This window comes from Cupriavidus malaysiensis (genome assembly GCF_001854325.1).
Taxonomy (GTDB): Bacteria; Pseudomonadota; Gammaproteobacteria; order Burkholderiales; family Burkholderiaceae; genus Cupriavidus; species Cupriavidus malaysiensis.
On sequence record NZ_CP017754.1, the window covers coordinates 2750800 to 2771655 of the forward strand.

The 20856-nt window shown below is 62.8% G+C and carries 20 protein-coding genes and 3 pseudogenes; 9 read left to right on the forward strand and 14 right to left on the reverse strand.

Annotated features, from left to right (window positions below; all coding sequences use genetic code 11):
- The first annotated feature begins 3 nt into the window (after positions 1-3).
- From BKK80_RS12085 to BKK80_RS12100, 4 genes and pseudogenes are all read left to right on the forward strand, one after another.
- A complete protein-coding gene (locus BKK80_RS12085) occupies positions 4-1452 on the forward strand; it encodes an aldehyde dehydrogenase (RefSeq protein ID WP_071069576.1) in 1449 nt (482 codons plus the stop codon).
- 116 nt (positions 1453-1568) lie between these two features.
- Positions 1569-1742 (forward strand): annotated as a pseudogene (locus tag BKK80_RS12090) (4-hydroxybenzoate 3-monooxygenase); the annotation flags it as partial.
- A gap of 267 nt (positions 1743-2009) precedes the next feature.
- Complete coding sequence (locus BKK80_RS12095) at positions 2010-3392, forward strand: MFS transporter (protein ID WP_071069580.1); 1383 nt, start codon at positions 2010-2012, stop codon at positions 3390-3392.
- 16 nt (positions 3393-3408) lie between these two features.
- A complete protein-coding gene (locus BKK80_RS12100; RefSeq protein ID WP_071069582.1) occupies positions 3409-4386 on the forward strand; it encodes a ketopantoate reductase family protein in 978 nt (325 codons plus the stop codon).
- Between the two features lie 3 nt (positions 4387-4389).
- On the opposite strand, the pseudogene BKK80_RS35555 reads toward BKK80_RS12100, so the two are convergent.
- Positions 4390-4717: pseudogene (locus BKK80_RS35555) on the reverse strand (DDE-type integrase/transposase/recombinase); the annotation flags it as partial.
- Between the two features lie 260 nt (positions 4718-4977).
- Between BKK80_RS35555 and BKK80_RS35560 the strand changes: the two are divergent.
- Complete coding sequence (locus BKK80_RS35560; RefSeq protein ID WP_084545567.1) at positions 4978-6117, forward strand: alpha-hydroxy-acid oxidizing protein; 1140 nt, start codon at positions 4978-4980, stop codon at positions 6115-6117.
- A 95-nt stretch (positions 6118-6212) separates the two neighbouring features.
- On the opposite strand, the pseudogene BKK80_RS38120 reads toward BKK80_RS35560, so the two are convergent.
- Positions 6213-6378 (reverse strand): annotated as a pseudogene (locus tag BKK80_RS38120) (epoxyqueuosine reductase QueH); the annotation flags it as partial.
- A 91-nt stretch (positions 6379-6469) separates the two neighbouring features.
- Entirely contained in the window at positions 6470-7393 is a 924-nt protein-coding gene (locus BKK80_RS12110; RefSeq protein ID WP_071013030.1) for a LysR family transcriptional regulator, read from the reverse strand.
- A 108-nt stretch (positions 7394-7501) separates the two neighbouring features.
- Here BKK80_RS12110 and msuE point away from each other — a divergent pair, with 108 nt between their 5' ends.
- The 3 genes from msuE (at position 7502) to BKK80_RS12125 (ending at position 10333) form a co-directional block, all read left to right on the forward strand.
- The gene (gene msuE, locus BKK80_RS12115) at positions 7502-8083 is read left to right on the forward strand and encodes an FMN reductase (RefSeq protein WP_071013032.1); all 582 of its coding nucleotides are present in this window, start codon (positions 7502-7504) and stop codon (positions 8081-8083) included.
- Positions 8084-8128: 45 nt separating this feature from the next.
- A complete protein-coding gene (locus tag BKK80_RS12120) occupies positions 8129-9112 on the forward strand; it encodes a DUF1852 domain-containing protein (RefSeq protein WP_071069584.1) in 984 nt (327 codons plus the stop codon).
- Between the two features lie 195 nt (positions 9113-9307).
- Positions 9308-10333, forward strand: coding sequence for a methionine synthase (locus BKK80_RS12125; protein WP_071069586.1), 1026 nt, complete (start codon positions 9308-9310; stop codon positions 10331-10333).
- 288 nt (positions 10334-10621) lie between these two features.
- Here the strand turns inward: BKK80_RS12125 and BKK80_RS12130 are convergent, their stop codons facing one another.
- From BKK80_RS12130 to BKK80_RS12140, 3 genes are all read right to left on the reverse strand, one after another.
- A complete protein-coding gene (locus BKK80_RS12130) occupies positions 10622-11212 on the reverse strand; it encodes a DJ-1/PfpI family protein (RefSeq protein ID WP_236903667.1) in 591 nt (196 codons plus the stop codon).
- 526 nt (positions 11213-11738) lie between these two features.
- On the reverse strand, positions 11739-12206 hold the full coding sequence (locus tag BKK80_RS12135) for a MaoC family dehydratase (protein ID WP_083384083.1): 468 nt from the start codon (positions 12204-12206) through the stop codon (positions 11739-11741).
- Positions 12207-12218: 12 nt separating this feature from the next.
- Entirely contained in the window at positions 12219-12443 is a 225-nt protein-coding gene (locus tag BKK80_RS12140; RefSeq protein ID WP_157903210.1) for a hypothetical protein, read from the reverse strand.
- 364 nt (positions 12444-12807) lie between these two features.
- Here BKK80_RS12140 and BKK80_RS12145 point away from each other — a divergent pair, with 364 nt between their 5' ends.
- A complete protein-coding gene (locus BKK80_RS12145) occupies positions 12808-13560 on the forward strand; it encodes a carbon-nitrogen hydrolase family protein (RefSeq protein WP_071069590.1) in 753 nt (250 codons plus the stop codon).
- A 49-nt stretch (positions 13561-13609) separates the two neighbouring features.
- Here BKK80_RS12145 and BKK80_RS12150 read toward each other — a convergent pair whose 3' ends face one another.
- The 8 genes from BKK80_RS12150 to pdxR form a co-directional block, all read right to left on the reverse strand.
- Complete coding sequence (locus BKK80_RS12150) at positions 13610-14272, reverse strand: hypothetical protein (protein WP_071069592.1); 663 nt, start codon at positions 14270-14272, stop codon at positions 13610-13612.
- 241 nt (positions 14273-14513) lie between these two features.
- The gene (locus BKK80_RS12155; protein ID WP_071069594.1) at positions 14514-14798 is read right to left on the reverse strand and encodes a DUF3303 domain-containing protein; all 285 of its coding nucleotides are present in this window, start codon (positions 14796-14798) and stop codon (positions 14514-14516) included.
- 176 nt (positions 14799-14974) lie between these two features.
- Complete coding sequence (locus tag BKK80_RS12160) at positions 14975-15322, reverse strand: MTH938/NDUFAF3 family protein (protein WP_071013047.1); 348 nt, start codon at positions 15320-15322, stop codon at positions 14975-14977.
- A gap of 42 nt (positions 15323-15364) precedes the next feature.
- Positions 15365-15796 (reverse strand): hypothetical protein, encoded by a 432-nt coding sequence (locus BKK80_RS12165; protein WP_236903668.1) that lies wholly within the window; start codon positions 15794-15796, stop codon positions 15365-15367.
- A gap of 217 nt (positions 15797-16013) precedes the next feature.
- Positions 16014-16445, reverse strand: coding sequence for a PaaI family thioesterase (locus BKK80_RS12170; protein WP_071013049.1), 432 nt, complete (start codon positions 16443-16445; stop codon positions 16014-16016).
- A 210-nt stretch (positions 16446-16655) separates the two neighbouring features.
- Complete coding sequence (locus tag BKK80_RS12175; protein ID WP_071069596.1) at positions 16656-17225, reverse strand: peroxiredoxin; 570 nt, start codon at positions 17223-17225, stop codon at positions 16656-16658.
- 222 nt (positions 17226-17447) lie between these two features.
- Positions 17448-18791: a carotenoid oxygenase family protein gene (locus BKK80_RS12180; protein WP_071069598.1), complete on the reverse strand. Its 1344-nt coding sequence runs from the start codon at positions 18789-18791 to the stop codon at positions 17448-17450.
- A 402-nt stretch (positions 18792-19193) separates the two neighbouring features.
- A complete protein-coding gene (gene pdxR, locus BKK80_RS12185; protein ID WP_071069600.1) occupies positions 19194-20720 on the reverse strand; it encodes a MocR-like pyridoxine biosynthesis transcription factor PdxR in 1527 nt (508 codons plus the stop codon).
- Positions 20721-20856: the final 136 nt, after the last annotated feature.

The window sequence follows — 20856 nt, forward strand, 5'->3', positions numbered from 1 at the left end:
GCCATGAAGATTTCGATGTTGATCAACGGCGAGCCGGTCCAGGCCCGCCATGGCGCAACCTTCGAGCGGCGCAATCCGCTTGACGGCAGCGTTGCGACGGTCGCGCCCGCGGCCACCGGGGAAGACGCGGTCGCGGCCGTCGACGCTGCCGCTGCGGCCTTCAAGACCTGGTCGCGCACTGGCCCGACCGAGCGCAGAACGCTGCTGATGAAGGCCGCCCAAGCGCTCGAAGCGAAAGCCGAGGCATTCGCGGCAGCCATGGCGGCCGAGACCGGCGCGTCGGCGATCTGGGCCGGCTTCAACGTTCACCTTGCGGCCGGCATGCTTCTCGAGGCCGCATCGCTGACCACGCAGATCGGCGGCGAAATCATTCCATCCGACGTGCCGGGCAGCCTCGCCATGGCTGTGCGGCAGCCCGCGGGCGTCGTCTTGGGCATCGCTCCCTGGAACGCGCCCGTGATCCTGGCGGTACGGGCCATCGCGACGCCACTGGCTTGTGGCAATACGGTGGTGCTCAAGGGCAGCGAAATCTGTCCGGCGACGCACGGCCTCATCATCGAGGCGCTGCACGAGGCCGGACTACCCCAGGGCGTGGTGAACTTCGTCACCAATGCGCCGGCCGACGCGGCTGCTGTGGTCGAAGCCATGATTTCGCACCCGGCTGTGCGACGGGTGAACTTCACGGGATCGACCCAGGTGGGCAAGCTCATTGCCGCAACCTGCGCGAAGTACCTGAAGCCCGTGGTGCTCGAACTCGGCGGCAAGGCACCGCTGGTCGTCCTCGACGACGCCGATGTCGACGCCGCCGTCAATGCGGCCGTGTTCGGTGCGTTCGCCAATTCGGGACAGATCTGCATGTCGACCGAGCGGATCGTCGTCGATTCGGCCATCGCCGACGAATTCGTGGCCAGGTTGAGCGCCCGTGCATCGAGTCTTCCGCTCGGTGATCCGCGCCTGGGCCCGGTGGTCCTCGGCTCGGTTGTGGACATGAGCACGGCAAGACGCTGCAACGAACTGATCGATGATGCGCTGGCGAAAGGCGCGAAGCTCGTGGCGGGCGGCAAGGCGGACGACACGCTGATGCCCGCCACCCTGCTCGACCACGTCACGCCGGACATGCGCATCTTCCGCGAGGAGGCTTTCGGCCCCGTGAAAGGCATCGTGCGTGTGCGTGGCGTGGAAGAGGCAGTCGCTTGCGCCAACGATAACGAATACGGCCTCGCCGCCGCGGTCTTCGGCCGTGACGTGGCGCGCGCCATCCAGGTAGCGGGACGCATCGAGTCCGGCATCTGCCACGTGAACGGGCCCACGGTGCACGACGAAGCGCAGATGCCGTTTGGCGGCGTCAAGGGCAGTGGCATCGGGCACTTCGGCGGGAAAGCCGGGGTCGATGCCTTCACCGATCTGCGATGGGTGACCGTTCAAACGAGCCCGCGTCACTACCCTTTCTGAGACGGGCACCGCAATGAAAACACAAGTTGCCATCATCAGCGCCGGCCCGGCCGGGCTGATGAAGCAAGACTGTGGTCGGCATGCGTAGTTTCGTGACCGAGCCGATGCAGTACGGCGCGCAACGTTTCTCTTGGTGGATGACCTCGATGCTGCATCGCTTCCCCGACGCGGACGAGTTCCAGCACAAGGTGCAGCTCGCCGAACTCGACTACGTAACCGGCTCGCGCGCTGCTTCGACAGCGCTGGCCGAGAACTCTGTCGGCTTGCCATTCGACACGCTGGACGACTGAGACGCTTTCCATCAGAGACCGCCCGGGAAGAGGCGGAGGCTGTTCGAAAACGATGGGGTGATGGATGCCGTTTTCCCACAATTTCCCGGCAGGCGGCCATGCCGGACACCGCTACTGATACGACCAGGGCGCGCGCACGCCAGAGCGCTCAAACAGGAGACAAGACATGATCGAACGAACCCCGTCAGCCATTGGCGCGCAAGCTTCTCCATCGCGCAACCAATGCCAGCGCATGCTGCCCACGACCTGCAACCCGGGAGCACGCGCATGAACTCCCAAGCGGTTCCCTTCAAGAGCCATGCCGACATCGGCCGGCTGCTCGACGACGGCGCCTATACGACCATGCAAAAGGTCGTGGTCTTCCTGGCAGCCATGTCCATTGTGATGGATGGCTTTGACGGCCAGCTCATCGGCTTCGCGATTCCGTTGATGATCAAGGAGTGGAACATCACGCGAAACGCCTTCGCCCCGGCGGTCGCCGCCGGTCTCATTGGCATGGGGATCGGCAGCGCCTGCGCAGGCCTGTTCGCGGACCGATTCGGCCGCCGGATGGCGGTCATCTCCAGCGTCTTTGTCTTCGGGGCGGCGACCTGCGCCATTGGCCTTGCGCCCAATGTCCTGACCGTGGCGGTACTCAGGTTTGTCGCCGGCCTGGGCATTGGTGGCGCACTGCCGAGTTCTACCACGGTCACGGCCGAGTTCACGCCGGCGCGCCGCAGGACGCTCGCCGTCACGGCCACGATCGTCTGCGTGCCGCTCGGCGGCATGCTGGCGGGCCTCTTTGCCGGTGAAATCCTGCCGGCATTCGGCTGGCGCGGACTATTCTTCATCGGTGGAACCTTTCCCATTGCGCTGGGCACCATCCTTCTGTTCACGTTGCCAGAAACGCCTCGATTCCTGGCACGACATCCGGCACGCTGGGTTGAGCTGGGCAAGCTGCTTGGGCGTATGGGCCATCCGATGGCTGCCGATGCAACGTACACCGATGCCGCGGAACAGCTCGTAGAAAAGCGGGCCGGATTTGGCGCGCTGTTCTCAGACGGCCTGGCGCGCGACACGCTGGCAACCTGGGCTGCGTTCTTCCTGTGCCTTACCGCCGTCTACAGCGCTTTTAGCTGGCTGCCGACGATGCTGGCATCGGAAGGACTGTCGATGGCCGTCGCTGGCTCGGGGTTGACCGCCTACAACCTCGGACGCGTCATTGGCGCGCTGGTCTGTGCCGTCGCGATAACGCGATTCGGGTCACGTTGGCCACTGGTCCTGTGCTGCGCCGGCGCAGCCGCCAGTGCATTCGCGATGCAGACCCTGAATGTCGGGCGCGACACGCACCTGTTGATCTTCGGCTTCGGTGTACATGGCATGTTCGTCAATGCAGTGCAGTCGACCATGTATGCGCTGTGTGCGTTCATGTACCCCACCAGCGTCAGAGCGACCGGCACCGCGTCCGCGCTGGCCTTCGGACGGCTGGGCGCGATCCTCAGTGCATTCGCAGGAGCCGTGGTCATTACGGCCGGCGGTGCGACGGCTTATCTCGCACTGCTTGGCACTGCCATGGTGTTGGCGATGCTTGCGCTTCTTGTCGTCTCGCGTCACATCCCGAAGCGCGATGGGCTGCTGAAGCCGGGTTCCGCGGCGGCAATCACCAGCTGAAACTCCTGGGGAAATCATGCGGATCACTATCGTCGGCGCTGGCGCCATGGGCTCGATGTTCGGCGGTTTGCTGGCTGAGTGCGGCAATGCTGTCACGCTGATCGACATCAACGATGCACACATCGGCGCCATCCGCTCGGATGGCTTGCGATTGGTCACGGACAACGGCGATCGGCGTGTGAAGACGCTGAAGATCTGCCGACCGGAAGACGCTCGCGAGCCACCCGAGTTGCTGGTGATCTTTACCAAGACGCTGCACACCGGCGCCGCGCTCCAGGGCGTCAAGCACCTGATTGGCCCGGATGTCCATGTGCTGTCCCTGCAGAACGGGCTGGGCAATGTCGAGAAGATCAGCGAGTTCGCCTCCGCCGAGCGCATTCTGATCGGCGTGACCACCTGGCCGGCCGACATGGTCGCGCCTGGCCACGTGCACTCGCATGGCAAAGGTGTCGTCAGACTCATGGCCGCTGACGGCAACGCCCGACCGATCGTCAGCATGGTCTCCGAGACGCTCTCGGCCGCCGGTCTCCAGTGCAGTGCGGACGCCACCGTATGGGCTGCGATCTGGGAGAAGGTCGCGTTCAATGCCGCGCTCAACACCATTTGCGCCGTCACCGGGTGCACCGTCGATCAGCTCGGCTCTACGCCTGAAGGCAGCCGGCTCGCAGAGCAAGTCGTCGTTGAAGTGCTGTCGGTCGCGCAGCGGCTCGGTATCGACGTGAATCCAGCCAAGTGCAAGGTCAACGTCGCCGGCGCCATTGCCCAGCACAAGGGGCACAAGCCATCGATGTTGCAGGACGTTCAGGCCGGACGCCGCACCGAGATCGAAGCGATCAATGGCGCAGCGGTCGCCACGGCCGGGAGCTTGAACATGACACTGCCCGCAACCGAAGCGCTGCTGTCGCTCGTGCGCCTCGTCGAAGCGCGGGCAGTTGCCTGTCATCCGTCGCCTGCCTCAGGAACAGATCAAGATGCCCTCCCCTCGAGCGTTTGAATGACCGAAGCCCGACAGCAAGGCACGCGTGCGCTTCGGGCACGCGGAATCCACGCATGCGCCGCCCACGTTCACGAGTGGGCTGGCGATGTCTGCCTTTGCTGCCAGGTGGCTGCGCGGCCGGCCGGTGGCGATCTTGCCCGGCGCCGGACAGGAAGGCAGCACGCGCAGGAAGAAGCGTTTGGCCGCAGCCTTATCGCGGCGCTTCTGCAACAGGATGCCGAGTTCGGGCGCCATGCTCGTCGACCGCACGCCATCGCAGGCGGGGCTCGCCACGCAGCGTCATGAACATCGTGTCGAGATGCCAGGTGCTGCCTGGCTTGCGCCGTGCGTCGATGCGGCAGATGTGGCAGACGCGGCGGATGCGGCGGATGCGTTTCGACAACGACAAAGGCCCCGGAAGATCTCCCCGCCCTCGGCAGTGAGATACCCGAGACGTCAATATCAACAGGAACAACGAGCGATGCGCGCCATGCCGCGAAGCGATTTCCCTCGATTCATCTTCGTACACGATCAACGTTGCTCCGTCTTCCCGCCAGGCAGAGACAATTTCTGAGCATCCCCAATTAACAACCAAGCCAGGAAGCCACGATGGGCTCACTCGTCAACGTAGAAGATTTTCGGAGACTTGCTCAAGCTCGTCTGCCGAAAATGGTGTTCGATTACATGGAGGGCGGCGCCGAAGGGGAAAGTGGTCTTCGGCATAATCGGGATGTCTTCGAAAAAGTCCGCTTCCAACCTAAGCGCCTGACGGACACCAGCAAGCGTTCGATGGAAGCGTCGCTGCTTGGCAAGCGGTTGCGTGCACCGCTTCTGATCGCCCCCACCGGTATCAACGGCATTCTGTGGCCAAAGGGCGACATCGTTCTGGCGAAAGCGGCCGAGCGATTCGGCATACCTTTCATCCTCTCCACCGCATCAAATTCCTCTATTGAAGAGGTGGCTGACGCAGCTGGCGGCGATCTCTGGTTTCAGCTCTACATCGTGCACAGAAAACTCGCCGAGATGCTTATCAAACGTGCCCTCGCCGCCGGGTACAGCACACTTGTGCTCACGGTCGACGTTGGCGTCAACGGGAAGCGGGAAAGGGACCTGAAGAACAACTTTGGTGTACCCGTGCGCTACACAGCCCGCACACTCATTGACGGACTCATGCACCCGCACTGGTCCTTCAACTTTCTTCGCAACGGCGTTCCACAATTCGGCAATCTCGCATCATCCGCAATGAATGATCCGGAAATTCAAGCCGCCCTCATGACACGGCAGATGGATGCGAGCTTCTCCTGGGATGATCTGGCACGACTGCGAGAACTGTGGCCCCGCAAGTTGCTGGTCAAAGGCCTTAGCCGGCCGGATGATGCAAAGCGATGTCAGTCGATGGGGATTGACGGAGTGATTCTGTCAAATCATGGCGGCAGACAACTCGATAGTGCCATCGCTCCGTTCCAAGCACTACCCTCCACGCGCTCCGCGGTGGACATCCCAGTCTTGATTGATAGCGGCATCCGCCGAGGTTCAGATGTGGTCAAAGCTGTCGCAATGGGGGCTTCAGCCGTTCTGCTGGGGCGTGCCACACTATATGGCCTCGCGGCAAAAGGCCCTGAAGGCGTCGACGCCGTACTTGAGATTTTTCGAGACGAAATCGATCGTACACTGGCGCAGATCGGGTGCTCTGATGTCGCACAAGTAGACATCACATACCTGTGGCCTCAAGGCAGCGTTGTGGCATAAATCCTGGGCCGGGAGGGCTGACGTCCAGATCCCGGCGGATACACCGATCGACACCATCGGGGGTGATGGCGCTTACGGCAGCTCTGCTGCTAGGAGTTCTCGCGCTTGCTGATCTCCAGCATCCGCGCGGAGCCGCCTCCCTTGCACCGGTTGTATTCCCAGTACATCAGGCCGGGGGGACTTGGCCGCCGCACGCACGCCGCAGTCGTTGATCTGCTGCTGCATGTTCTTCCAGCGCGAGATGCCCAAGGAACTGGTGACCACCTGACTGCGCAGGGTGCGCAGCCCGAATGCAGCAGCACCTTGCCGTGGCCGCCGGGCAGCGGAGGCGTTTTGCGCTCGACGGCGGTGTTCATCCCTTGGCTCCCTGGGCCATGGCAGTGCTGGTGGCAATTGCGGGCTGGCGGGCCAGTTCAATGAAGGCCCGCACGTAGTCAATGGCGGTGTCCGCTTCGCGTGCGCCCAGGAATATCTGCTTGGCGATACCGCGCGCGCCCAGCCGCACAGGCACCACGTCCATCTTGGCCGCGTATTCGTCGACCAGCCAGCGCGGCAGGGCAGCCACGCCGCGGCCGCTGGCCACCATCTGCAGCATGATGTCGGTGGTTTCGATGGCTTTGTGGCGCCTGGGCGTGACACCGGCCGGCAACAGGAACTGGCTGTATATGTCCAGGCGCTCGATGTCCACGGGGTAGCTGATGAGCACTTCCCGGGTCAGCTGCTGGGGTTTCACATAGGCCGCCGAAGCCAGGGCATGGTCCTTGGCCACGACCAGCACCTGCTCGTAGTCGAATACGGGTTCGAACTTCAGCCCCGGCTTGAACAGCGGGTCGGGCGTGACCAGCAGGTCGATCTCGTAGCCGAACAGCGCACCGATCCCGCCGAACTGGAATTTCTGCTTGACGTCCACATCCACGTCGGGCCATGCGGCCAGATAGGGGGAAACCACTTTGAGCAGCCATTGGTAGCAGGGATGGCATTCCATGCCGATGCGCAGCGCACCGCGCTCGCCCTGCGCGAATTGGCCCAGGCGCTCTTCTGCCAGGTCCAGTTGCGGCAGCACCCGGTTCGCCACCGCCAGCAGGTATTGGCCGGCCTGCGTCAGGCGCAGGCTTCGGCCTTCGCGCAGCCAGATGTCGGCGCCCAGTTGCTGTTCTAGTTTCTTCATGCTGTGGCTCAGGGCCGACTGGGTCAGGTTCAGTACGCCGGCGGCGGCCGTCAACGACCCTTGCTTCTCGACCTGCTGAACGATGCTGAGATGGATGCGCTCAAGCATTCACATGATTCCCATTCATGGATTGGTGAAATAAAACCATTTTACTTCATCGACACACATCCATACCATGCGTTCCCATTGTTCGACTGCAGCCATCTGAAGGCAAAAATGACACGTCCACTTCGAGTCGTAGCGGTTTCCGGCGGACTGCAACGCCCCTCCAAGGCTGCAGCCCTGTCAGAGCACCTGCTGGATCTGATCGCCGACGAAATCCCGTGCCAGCAACGCCTGGTCGAACTGGGCCACCTCGCACCGCAGCTTGCCGGCGCGGTCTGGCGTTCCCAACTGCCCGATACGGTGGAGCGGGAACTTGCAGCGGTCGAGCAAGCGGACGTCCTGGTGGTGGCAACACCGGTTTACCGCGGCTCTTACACGGGACTGTTCAAGCATTTCTTCGACTTCATTCACCAGGACGCCTTGATCGACAAACCCGTTCTGTTGGCAGCCACCGGCGGCAGCGAGCGCCATGCCCTGGTGATCGACCACCAGTTGCGGCCGCTGTTCAGCTTCTTCCAAGCACGCACATTGCCGTTGGGCGTTTACGCGACCGACAAGGATTTCGTGGATTACCGCCTGCGGGACGAGGCCCTGATCGAGCGGGCAAGACTGGCGGTCCAACGGGCATTGCCGTTAGTCAAATTGACGCACCACGCCAGGCCCTCTCTGGCCGATGAAGTGGTTGTGGCCTGAAACAGGAATCGGCTTTTCTCTCAGAGATTAGGTCATGAGATCACAATGAACCAAGAACTTACCTTTCACCTCAAGAGCATTTGCTTCGATGAGAACTATCGCCCATCGGACAGCACGCGCATCACCACCAACTTTGCCAACCTGGCTCGAGGAAGGAGTCGGCAACAGAACCTGCGCAACACGCTGAGGATGATTGACAATCGCTTCAATGAGTTGGCGCATTGGGACAATCCGACGGGAGACCGCTACGCTGTCGAACTCGAGATCATCTCTGTCGAGATGAATATTGATACCGATAGCCGCAGCAATGCATTCCCGCTGATCGAGATCCTGAATACCAGCATTCTCGACAAGACTGCGAACAAGCGCATCGACGGTATCGCGGGGAACAACTTTTCCTCCTACGTGCGCGATTACGACTTCAGCGTCTTGCTTCCGGAGTACAACGCCCAGCGCGCGGAATTCAGCACGCCAGACAACTTTGGCGACTTGCATGGAAAGCTGTTCCAGCAATTTGCCAACTCGAGCGCGTACAAGGAGCGCTTCAGCAAGCCGCCTGTCATCTGCATCAGCGCCTCGACCAGCAAGACCTATCGGCGAACCGGGAACAAGCACCCCGTACTGGGTGTTGAGTACCAACAGAATGAACTGTCCTCAACCGACCAGTACTTCGCAAAAATGGGGATGCAGGTTCGGTTTTTCATGCCCCCGAATGGCGTTGCACCATTGGCGTTCTACTTTCACGGCGACCTGCTGGGCGACTACACGAATCTCGAGTTGATCGGCACCATCAGCACCATGGAGACCTTTCAGAAGATCTATCGCCCCGAAATCTACAACGCCAATTCTGCAGCAGGGAATCTCTATCAACCGAGCCTGAAGAACCAGGATTACTCGTTGACGCAGATTGTCTACGACCGGGAAGAACGCAGCCAGCTGGCTGTCAAGCAGGGGAAATTTGCCGAGGAGCACTTCATCAAACCATACAAGAGCGTCCTTGAACGATGGGCTGCCGATTTCGCGCTCTGACCGGCCAGCATACATAGGCCATTCTTCCGGCATCTCGTCGGCCCAGCGCGCCGGAGCGAATATCGCTGCCTGGCGGCACTCGCATCGGCGCTGCCTGCCGTCCTGCCTCACATCACACACCATCCCGTGGCTGCTCTGGCAAAACGGTCCCGAAGCACGTTTGCCGCACCCATCTTTCTTGAAAGGAACCCTCAGATGTTTGAAACCTCCATCGCCGGCAGCCTGCCGAAGCCAGCCTGGCTGGCTGAAACCAACAAACTCTGGCCTCAGTGGAAGGCTGAAGGCGATGCGCTGCTCCAGGCCAAGGCCGACGCGACCCTGCTGTGGATCAAGGCCCAGGAAGACGCAGGCCTGGACATCGTGTGCGACGGCGAGCAATCGCGCCAGCACTTCGTGCACGGCTTCCTCGAGCAGGTCGAGGGCATCGACTTCGAGCACAAGGTGAAGATGGGCATCCGCGACAACCGCTACGACGCCATGGTGCCGCAGGTGGTTTCGGCCCTGCGCCTGAAGGGCCGCGTGCATGCGTTCGAAGCACAGCTGGCGCGCGCGCACACGAAGAAGAAGCTGAAGTTCACGCTGCCCGGCCCCATGACCATTGTCGACACCGTGGCAGACCGCTTCTACGGCGACAAGGTCAAGATGGCCTTCGCGTTTGCGGAATTGCTCAACCAGGAAGCGCTCGCGCTGCAGGCCGATGGCGTGGACATTATCCAGTTCGACGAACCCGCGTTCAATGTCTACATGAAGGACGCCGCTGACTGGGGCGTGCAGGCGCTCGAACGCGCGGCGCAGGGCTTGACCTGTACGACCGCGGTGCACATCTGCTACGGCTACGGCATCAAGGCCAATACCGACTGGAAGAGCACCCTGGGCGACGAATGGCGCCAGTACGAGGCGGTATTCCCCGCGCTTGCCCGCAGCCGCATCGACCAGGTGAGCCTGGAATGCATCCACTCCCATGTGCCGCCCGACCTGATGAAGTTGCTGGCCGGCAAGGACGTGCTGGTCGGCGTGATCGATGTGGCCAGCGACGTGGTGGAGACCCCCGAGGAAGTGGCTGACACCATCGGCCGGGCGCTGGAGTTCGTGCCGAAGGAGCGGCTGTTCCCGTGCACGAACTGCGGCCTGGCGCCGATGGCGCGGGACGTGGCGTGGCGCAAGCTGGAAGCGCTGGCAGAAGGCACGAGGCTGGCCAAGGAGCGGCTCACCACGGCGTGACGTCCACGCGGTCATCGCGACCAGTCATCCAAGTCGCGCCGTCGGTGGCGCGACACAATACACGCCTGCTGAATCGCCCGGCTTTTCCAAGCTTGCTTGACATCTCAAAGACCGTCGAGCGTTAGGTATGGCTGCTATGTGGCAGTAAGTGGCCCATCACGATTTGGGCCCAGGCTTCCGGCATTCCGAGTCTTCGATACCGATCGAACAGGGTTTCGCGTGGCATGATCGCCCCACAAATCTGATTTCAACTCATTGATTTCACTGAACCAATCCTAATGACGGTCATCAGGCAGGCTTGCGGTGCTCGGCCGCGTGCATCGCGAGGTAGGCTTTGAGGTTCCCGTCACTTATACCCAAGGTGCGCAAGATTTCGGCCATGAAGCTGACCGGGGCAGTGCCGGGAGCTGTGACGACGCGCTGATCGGCAACTGCATAAGGAACATCCTGATAGTGAGAGGCTCCGCGATAGTTCAGTTCCGACAGGTTTTCTGCCGAATTGGAAGTATGGCGGAGGTTGTCGAGCACGCCCGCTTGCGCCAGCACACGGGTACCGTCGCAAATGCCAGCGACGACGATGTTTCTTTCATGGGCAGCGGCAACAAGCGCTGCGATATCTGGGGCCATATCTGTTTTCCAGATAGTACCTCCACATACGACTAGCAGGTCAAGCTCATCGAGCAGGATGCCTTCGAGCGCCAAGTGCGGGGTGACGATCATGCCTCCGGAGGAAGTAACTGCGGCGCCATCGGGGGTGGCAAAGCGTGTATCGAAGCCGTAATAGGCACGACCAGTGGAATTGATCAGGGCGGTTTCCCAATCGGAGAAATCTTCGGTGAGAATAGTAATGGCACGAGTCATTGAAGTGTCCTTCTTCATGTTGTTGATAGATACCTGAGGAATATTCTTTCCCACAGAGCCTTAAATCGTAATAGACACTACTGTCATTTCCTGTCAGTAGTGTTGGTTCCTGTGGAGGGATTTCCTTCATTTCGTACCGATCTTTGAGAGCTACCAGGCCGGGCCGTTCAGGCTGGTCTACGAGTTGAGCCAGAAGGCCCGATCATCATCAATACCGGCACATGCATCTGCGATAGACGCGAGTCTCTTGCACTGACTTATTCCAGGTTTCCCGGCGATGGCCTGGAGATTGTCGAAGAGGGGCAGGAGGAATGGGGGTCATCGAGGAGTTTGCCCTGCAAGCAGTGGATGCCCTGCCCGACGGTGCAAGGCCTTGACTTCAGGCGGCGCACGGCAAGGTGCTGGTATCCACTGCCACCACCAGGTAGCGCCAGCTTGCGACGCTTCGCCGTTGCGGACCGGCGTGGCGAGCGGTAGCTTGGCGGTGGGCGTCCACCACCGAGCGCTTCGCCCCGGCCGCAGCGGACTCCTGCGCCGGCGGCGCTCAGAGTTTGTCCATCAACAGGACCAGCCCCTTCCCCTTGATGGCAATGCCTTTGGCATTGCGGACTTCGCCTTCCAGTTGCGCTAGGGTGCCTTTCATCTTCTCGCTCGGCGTCAGAGCCGATACGGTCCAGTGCATGCGCAGCGTGTCACCAGCGCGGATGGCGGACAGGAAGGAGAAGGAGAAATCGACGCCGACCATTGGCGTGATCTCAGAAAAGTGCGTCGCCACCATCGAGGTGAACAGGCTCATGATGTGCGGGCCGGCTGCAATGATCGAGCCGAACCGGGTCGTCCTGGCATAGTCCTCATCGTGGTGCAGAGGATTGAAGTCTTCGCAGAGCCCGGCGAACTTGGCAATGTCTTCGCGCGTCACCAACAGATCGCGGTGAAACGTATGCCCTGGGGCAATCACAGCGTTTCCGAATTGCATGGCAACCTCATCGAGAATGTAGTCTGAAACCAGCATCGTTGCTCTCCCCTACCTGAGCAGGCCGTCCGGGCTGTGCCAGATGCCGTCCAGGCGGCGCTCTGCGCGCGTGCCGGGATCGAGCTTGACCATAAAGCAGGGGTTCTCGACGACGTGCTCAACCGGCGAAAAGGCAGTCTCGCCGCTGCGCGGCTCGAAAGATAGCCGCTCGCTCGACTGGAGCGCAGGCGCCCCGAACAATTGACGGACGTCGGCAGCGTTAGCGTCGTCGAACACCGGCAAGATCATCGATCGGCCCTCGCGGCAGTATTGGCACAAGAATGCGCGGACTCGGGACATCGGCATATGCGTCGTCGGCGCCAATACGCTGCACCCAGGGCCATGCTGCCTTGTCCGCAGCTGTCGCGGCGGCATGGCCAACGAATTGTTCCATACAATTCAATCGTATTCAAATGTATTGTCGGATGGCAGCCTCGCTGGATAGGGTAGTCGGCGTTTTCCCGTGCTGAGCGTAGCAAGAAGCCGAAGGCAAGAGCCCATCACACTAGAGGCCCCAACCGACCAAAGCAACATGTGAGAGACTCATCCCTCTACACCCCCTGCGCTTTGCATGCCCACAAAGCCCAACACACTCCCGGCCATGTCCTTGACCATCGCCGCAGCTCAGTCGATTTCCCTCGCTGGCAATATCCCCGCCAACGTCTCGCGCCATCTGAGCGCCATGCAGGTGGCGGAGAACCATGGCGCCCAGCTTCTTGTGTTTCCGGAGCTATCGCTGACGGGATATGAAATGGCGATGGCGCGGGAGCTGGCGATTCGGCCGGATGATCACTCGTTGATCCCGCTCCGCGAACAGGCACGCCGCAGCGGCATGACGGCTGTGGTCGGTGCGCCGCTGCGGTCTGCCGACGATGACAGCGTTTTCATTGCTGCCCTGGTGCTTCATCCCGACGGTTCGGTTGGCGTCTACACCAAGCAGTATCTCCATGCTGGCGAAGCGGTTGCCTTCACCGCTGGTGACGGTGGTCTCCCCCTGACGGTCGGGGACGCCTCGGTCGCGCTCGCTGTTTGTGCGGATTCCCTCCAGCCGGCTCATGCCGCCCGTGCTGCGGAGTCGAACGCTGACGTGTATGCCGTGGGTTCTGTCATCTCGACAAAGTCGTATCCGGCGGAGAGCAAAAGACTGCGGAGCTACGCTGTAGACCACGAGATGGCCGTCCTGCTTGCCAACCACGGTGCCATGACTGGCGGCTGGGCGTGCGCGGGACGCAGCGCAATCTGGGCCGCGGGCGGTGAGTTGATAGCCGCCGCGCCTGGCCTGGGGGAACGCCTGGTGATTGCCACGCGTGAATCGGGCCAGTGGAAGGGCCAGGTGGTGCCTTTGGCAGCTTAGTCGGCCGTTTCCCCCGCCGGCATCGTTGCCGCGCGCATTGGCTGGGCGGTCACGTCTGCGCCGGCAAGTCAATCGTCTGCGATGAAGATTCCGTGCCGTGCTGCTTCAGCATGGCCTTGAGTCGCTCTGCCAGGGCTTTGGCGCGGGCCATGAAATCAGCATCGCTAACGGCATCACTACTGGCGGAGGTTGTTCTTGCGATCTCCAGGTAGGCATTGGCGTGGCTGTTAGCGCCCAGCGTCGAGGTATCCACGGACATTTGGCTTGTGGTCAGGTTGGTGTCGGATAGCCCGCCACCGCTGGTGCTGGGATCTGTGCCGCCCGCGCTCGCTCCACCGGACAGCGTGAATCCTGAAGCCTCGCTTTGGGATACCGCCGGAGCCTGCTGGTCTCCTGCCCCCGTGTATTGACTCACAATGCCTTTCAATTCCTTCGCCATCTCGGCAAGGACTTTCGGCGGAAACCCGAGCATGTACAGGCGGCGCATCATCTCTTCCAGTTGCTCCAGGCGCTTCCTGGCATAAGCCTTTTCGCTGGCGGAGGCATCCTGGCTCAGCCGGCTCAACGCGGCACGGGTTTCTTCGTTGCGCTTCAGCAGTGCATCGAGAGAAGGCGCAGTCTCAGTGGAAGCGGGCTGTGTCTGCCCGGAGGATTTCGGTGCGTTGGAATAGGGCAGTTCCCCGTTGCCAAGGGAAGAGATGGAAGTGAGCATGGTCAGGCGTCGCCGGTTCTTGTTTGTTGGCTCCAGATTTCGCTGGTGGAGCTTCTAGGTATCGAATCCTTTTTACGGACGTTTCTTGCCTGGATGTAGTGCGAATTTGCGTGAAGCGTATCGATCCGCCTCGACTCCCGACATCACGCTTGCTGCCATGCTCCAACCCAGTCCGCGTCCGTCATGTCGCCCGCTTCTGCGCCGTGTTGCTACGCAGCAAGCGCCTGCTCGGTTGCCCGCCCTACATCCTGGCGACCCGCCCGAGGACGGCGGCCAGCTCGGCGTCTTCCAGGACCGGCATGATCTCCAGTTCCATCAGGTCGCTCCACTGATAGGCGAACGCGGTGAGCTTGGCCGCATCGTCGGTTTCGAGCAGACCGAAGCCCGACCCGAGATCGGCGCTGGTCCATCTGCCCAGCAGCCGGACGCCCTCCGGCGGCACCCCGCCGGTTCGCAGGAAGCGCTCGATGGCTTCGGCGCGCTGCTCCGCATCCGGAGCCCAATGGAAGGTCATCATGAATTTCATGGCGGCATCTCCTGAGAGTGGGGCCTCCCCTCCTCCTGCTTCACTATACGTTCCGGCGCACCATGCGGATGCGATCGAACGCGACTTCGCACGTGGCGAGACGGGGTGTGACCTGCCGGGATACCCGGAATGCGCGCCGCCCGACGCCTGTCTCCCGGCGCGCACGGCTGGCGGCGCTAGCAGGTGAGATGCAGGATCGCGTTGGCGCCTTTGGGGTTGGCCTGGAGCGTCTCGATGGCGTCGGCGGTCGGCTGGATGACCAGCTCGACATGGCGCCTTTTGGCCTCGCGCTTCACCTCGTCCATTACCGGCAAGGCGCCGGCTCCGGTGCCGACCACGAGCTTGCTGCAGTTCCAGGGGATGTCTTCCTGGATCGATAGCGGCGTGTGGCCGAACGCTTCGCGGAATGGCTTGGAGGGGCCCTTCCTGCGTTTGCGGACCTTGCCGTGGTCGATGATGACGTCGTGGTCGTATGTGACGCCGTCGATACGGATGGTGCCGAAGGAGAAGGATTCCAACCGCATGGGGGGCTCCGCGGCGCGTTGTGCAGCGCCTGATGCAACGCGTTATGCAGCGCGCTTCCCGGCGCGCTCGGCGGCGTGCTGCAGGCGGGCCTTCAGTTCCTGGCGTTCGGTGAAGGTCGGGTTGGCCTGCCAGCCGGCCAGTTCGTCTTGCCAGCTCTCCCACGCGTTCTCGTCGAACTCGAAGTCCTCATCCAGCCGCCCGCCGTCGCGCAAATAGGCGCCGGCCACCTGTGTGCCATTCCAGTAGGCAACGGCCACGTCGGAGAAATCGGCGGTGGTCTCGATCGGCATGTCGCGCAGCAACATCGCCAGGTTTGCCTTGAACGCTCGGAAGGCTGGGGAGGTCATGGCGGGCTCCGGTGCGGGGCGGAAGATGATGAAAGCTTGCACCGGATCTTCCGGCGCGTCAATTTGGCGCGTTGACCGGCGCTGCGTGGACGGATGCCGCGCGTGCGCCGATACCGACGGCGCCATGCGGCGTCATCCCCGGAGACATCCGCCCTGATCGGTGTGGAGCTTGCCAGGGTGGGTTCGCGGTCGACCGGACGGACCAGGCACGGCTGGTATCGCATCGATCGCGCCGTCGAAGGCAAGCGAGACGTGACGATCGGCAGCGGTCATGGCCAGCGCCAAGCGCACCACGCCGGCCGACAAGGCGATGGCGATGGCGATGGCTGCCGGGTTGCCCCGCTTATTTCTCTTTGGGCCAGAGGATCAGTTGCGTGTTGCGGAAGCTGGCGATCAGGGCATTGTCGCTACCGCGACGGACCTCGGCATCCCAGACCTGGGTGGTGCGTCCTTTGTGGATGGGGCGCGCAGTGCAGATCACGAGGCCTTCGCGGGCCGTTCCCAGCATATTGCTCTTGAGTTCCACGGTGGTGAATCCGCTGGCGCCCGCCGGCAGGCTGCGCACGGTTCCGTAGCCGCAGCATGTGTCCGCGAGCGACACGACCGTTCCCGCATGCAGGTAGCCATTCCAGGCGCCCAAGGCACGGCGCACCTCAAGCGTTGCCACTACCTCATCTGGCTCCACTTTGGTAAAGGTCATGCCAAGAAGACCGGGCAGGTATTCCGCACCGGATGCATTCCATTCTTCCAACGTAGCGGGGGGAGTAATTTCCATTGGTCACCTCGATGGCAGGTAGGGTGGTCAAACATACTAATGGCCTTCTCGGCCAGCTTTCGCGGCGATCGGGATATCGCGCGCTGTCGCGGCGGTTGCCGGCAGATCAACTGGTGGCCGGTCCCGATCGCTGAGATACGCCCTGCTCCGCCGCGCGGATCCACTCTCTGCAATGCACGGAAGCGGCATCGGCCAATGGATTCCAACGCGTCAGTTGCGTTGTTGCTGCAGCCAGTTGAGGACCTCTTCGGCGTTCTGGTCCGGCGGAAAGACGGGGTAGAACACATGTTCGATCACGCCCTGCCGGATGATCAAGGTAAGACGCTTGAGCAGCACCCTGCCGCCCGCTTCGAAGGTGGGAAGGGACAGCGCGTTCGTGAAGGCCCGCTCGTGATCGGACAGCAAGGGAAAGGGCAAATGCAGGCGCTTCGCCCCTTCACGCTGGTCCGCGGTGTCTTGCGTTGACAAGCCAAAGATGTGAGCCGCCCCCGCAGCTGCCAGTTCCTTCGCGTGATCACGAAACGCGCAAGACTGAGGCGTGCAACCAGGCGCGCCAGGAATCGTGAACCATCCATCGGTGATGGGCTGGTCGGGACGGTGCATGCGCGGAAATGCGTAGAGGACCGTACGGCCGCTCAAGCGGGAGAGATCGACCACATCCCCGTCGGTGGAGGTCAGTGCCACGTGCGGCAGCGGTTTTCCCGGCAGGTGTCGGGCCGCGCCGTCGTCAGTGGGTGCGGGCAGCGTCGACCAATCGACAGAAAAGACATGGCTCACCATTGCTCCTCTTCTCCTCCTCTCCTCAGGAACGCACAGCGTACAGCAATCGGATGCGTTCGCTGCTGGTATTGCACGAGCTACCGGCCACCCATTGGTGGGGGGCGCTTTGGCATGCGGTGGGGGCAGCGCCGTGCCCTGGCGGGTGGCGGCCCCGAACGGCGGAGTCTTCCTCGCATGCGCGAGCCGCCGAGCCAGCACCCGAGCGTCACGCGCGCCCGACATTCAAGCAACGCTTCGACCTTGATTCGCCAACCACGCACCATGGAACCCGGCCGGAATCCGTGTCGGCAGATGCACGGTCGCAACCGGTCCGGCAGCAAGATCGCACGCATTCAGCACAATCACGTCGCTGGTATCGGTCGCGCGTCGGTACACGCAACACAGCAACCATCCGTCATCTTCCGCCGTCGCTGTCCGTCGCGGCACGAACACCGGCTCACTGTTCTGATCCCCCCGCGGCACCGCATACCGTTCGAGCGTGCCGCGGTGCCAGTCGTACCGCACGATCCCGCGCAGTTCGACCGGGGTCGGCTGCTCGGCGGCATAGCCATACCGATACGGCCGGCCGGTCCACTGCTCGTTGATCCGCGGCAGCTCGATCCCGTCTTCGCCGACCTGCGTTTCCTCGACCGTCCCCGACTTCAGGTCGATCCGATACCGCCACAGCACCCCGACCGGGTTGTCCTCGAACGCACCGCCGTCTGCCGTGAGCCGCAGGAACCACGGATAGCGGACGGCATCGAGCACGATCGTCGTTTCGTCCGCGTCATAGGCATTGACGACATGCTGGATGAAACACGGCGCGATCTCGAACCATCGCACCTCGCCGCCGTGACGCGGGATCACACCCAGCCGTGAGCCGCGTTCGTGATGCCAGCGCAACGGCATCCGGTGTCCGCGCGCGAGCATGGCGAAGTCATAGCCGACGTTCAGATCGAGCAGGATGCTGTACGTCTCGGTGATCGCGATGTCGTGCATCATCGACGGGGCCGGCAGCGCGATCTCGACGTCCACGGTCGGTTCCCCCCTCGCGTCGGACACGCCATAGCGCAGGAACGGCGCCTTCCAGTCGGCGCGGAACGTCACCAGTTCACCAGTGCGCGGATCGATCTTCGGGTGCGCGGTCATGCCCGTCGCGATGCCCGGATGCCGACGCGCCGGCCCGAGCGTGTCGAGCGTCGAGGTGATCGCCAGCGGCGCGCCGCCTTCGGCCAGCGCGAGGGTTTCGCCGGCGTGCCGGATCACGTTGACGTTCGGATTGGTATCCGGCCACGTCGACATACTTTCCGGCGCATGCGCGCGCGCCCATCGTTGCGTGCGCAGCCAGCGGTTACGGTAGCCGCCCACTCGGCCACGCTCGAATGCGATCCCGTGCAGCATCGCGGCCTCCGGCCACCACGACAGCACACCGTCGCCCTCGAATCGCCCCGACAGCGGGTTGGGGCCGTTGCGCACCAGCACGCCATCGAGATCGTCCGGCACCGTTCCCGTCACACGCAGCGCGGTGAGCTCCATTTCATGCGCAACCGGCGCAACGGCGCCGGCGTTCAGGTCAAAGGTCGTCATCGGCGTTCCCCGTGGGTGACAGCGCGGCTCACGGCGCGGCGCCGAAGCCGGGCGCGAAGGCAGGGGCGCGGACGTCGGACGGCCCGGCTGGCAATCGGTTCGCCGCAATTCGCACGATCGTCTGCGAGCAACGCGCGCGCCGCCTCCTCGAAGCCGCGTCGTAGGCCACCGGCCATTGCGGGCACGAAGGGATACGTGCACACGCGTGCGATGTGGACTGAAGGTATGGGAAGAGTTGTGGGAAGAGGAATCATGGCGGGCATCCCTGCTGTGAAGCCGCCAATTTATATCCGGGTAAAATAATTGTCAATATTACCCGGATAAAATCAGGAGAGCGTCACGCCGATGCAGCGGAGGCATGCAGTGCTCCGTGAAATCGGGATTCGGGGTCTGCCCCGCGCCTCAGCCATCCAGGCATGAGCGCAACGTTCGAGCGAGACGGGCCGCTTCCTTGGCATCGGCGATGTTCGCGAAGCCGATCACGAGGCCACGCGGCGTGCGCCGCATACGGCCATTCGCGTACCAGATCGACAGCGGCAACACGGCCAGCCCCGCCTCGCGGGCCCGCGCGGCAACGGCGACATCGTCGACCGGGCCGTCGGGGCCTTCGGTGAACCGCACCGCGAACTGGATTCCGCCGGGTGGCAGTTCGACGCTCAGCCGCTCGCCGAAGGCCTGTTCCAACGCGTGCGCAATCAGCATGCGCCGCTGACCGTACAGCGCACGCATCCGCTTCACATGCCGGGCAAAATGCCCCTGCTCCATGAAATCGGCCACGGCAGCCTGCCATACCGCCGGCGAGCCGGCATTCATGCTGCACGCCACCCGCCCGACGCGCTCGACCGCACGCTCCGGCACCACGGCATACGCGAGCCTCAGGCCGGGGAACATCGCCTTGCTGAACGTGCCGCAATAGATCACGCGATCTTGCCGATCAAGGCTTTTCAACGCCGGCAAGGGCCTGCCCACATAGCGGAACTCACTGTCGTAGTCATCCTCGATGATCCAGCGCGAAGCCTTCTCCGCCCAATCCAGCAGCGCCAGGCGCCTGGTGAGCGACAGCATGTGTCCGAGCGGGCTTTGATGCGATGGCGTGACCAGTGCGAAGCGCGCCCCCGGATCCAGTTGCATGCCGCGCTCGACGTCGATCCCCTCATCGTCCACCGGCACGGGCACGAACTGCACGCCGGTCTCGGCCAGAAAATTGCGCGCGAGCAGATAGCCGGGATCCTCGAACCACATGCGGTCGTTCGGCTGAGCGAGACTGCGCAGCACGAGTTCAAGCGTCGCGCGGTAGCCACCGGTAATGAAGACCTGATCGGGCAGGCACGTGACACCGCGCGACAGACCGAGATAGGTGGCAATGCGTTCACGCAGCGGCCGGTAGCCCATCGGATCCGGGTAGGCGAGCATCGTGCGTTCGCCGCTGCGCACACGACGCGAAACCAGGCGGCTCCATATCTTGCGCGGGAATGCGTCCAGTGCCGGCAGTCCTGGCTGCAACGGCCGCGGCTCGCCGCTCATGGCAACGGTGATCGCCACCTGGCGCGGCGTCGGCCGGCCATGTGACGCGTCCGGTGTCTTCGCCGTGCCCGCTCCTTGGGCAGCCGGCCGGCCGCGCGAGCCCTGGCGACCCTTTCCATCCGCGGAAGGCATCACTGACGCCGATAGCGAAGGCGAAACGAACGTGCCGGCAGCGCCGCGCATCTCCAGGTAGCCCTCGTCGACAAGGATCGTATAGGCCAGTTCGACCGTGCCTCGCGCCGTGCTCAATTGCGTGGCGAGGCCGCGCAGCGCGGGCACGCGGTCACCCGGACGCAGGAGGCCTGCCGCGATCGCGGTCTTGAAACGCTCGCAGATCTGCAGATAGATCGGCAACGGCTTCCCGCGGTCGATCTCGATGGCCAACGCGGGAGTACGGGTGCTCATGCCAGCCTCGCGGACAAGGAGGAGGAGCCAGAGCAACTTGGCCTAGTCATATCGATCATTCTTGACCCTTATTGATAGGTCATGATTGTTACATACTGCCCCTGGGCGATGCGGCGGCGAGAACGATGCCTTTGCG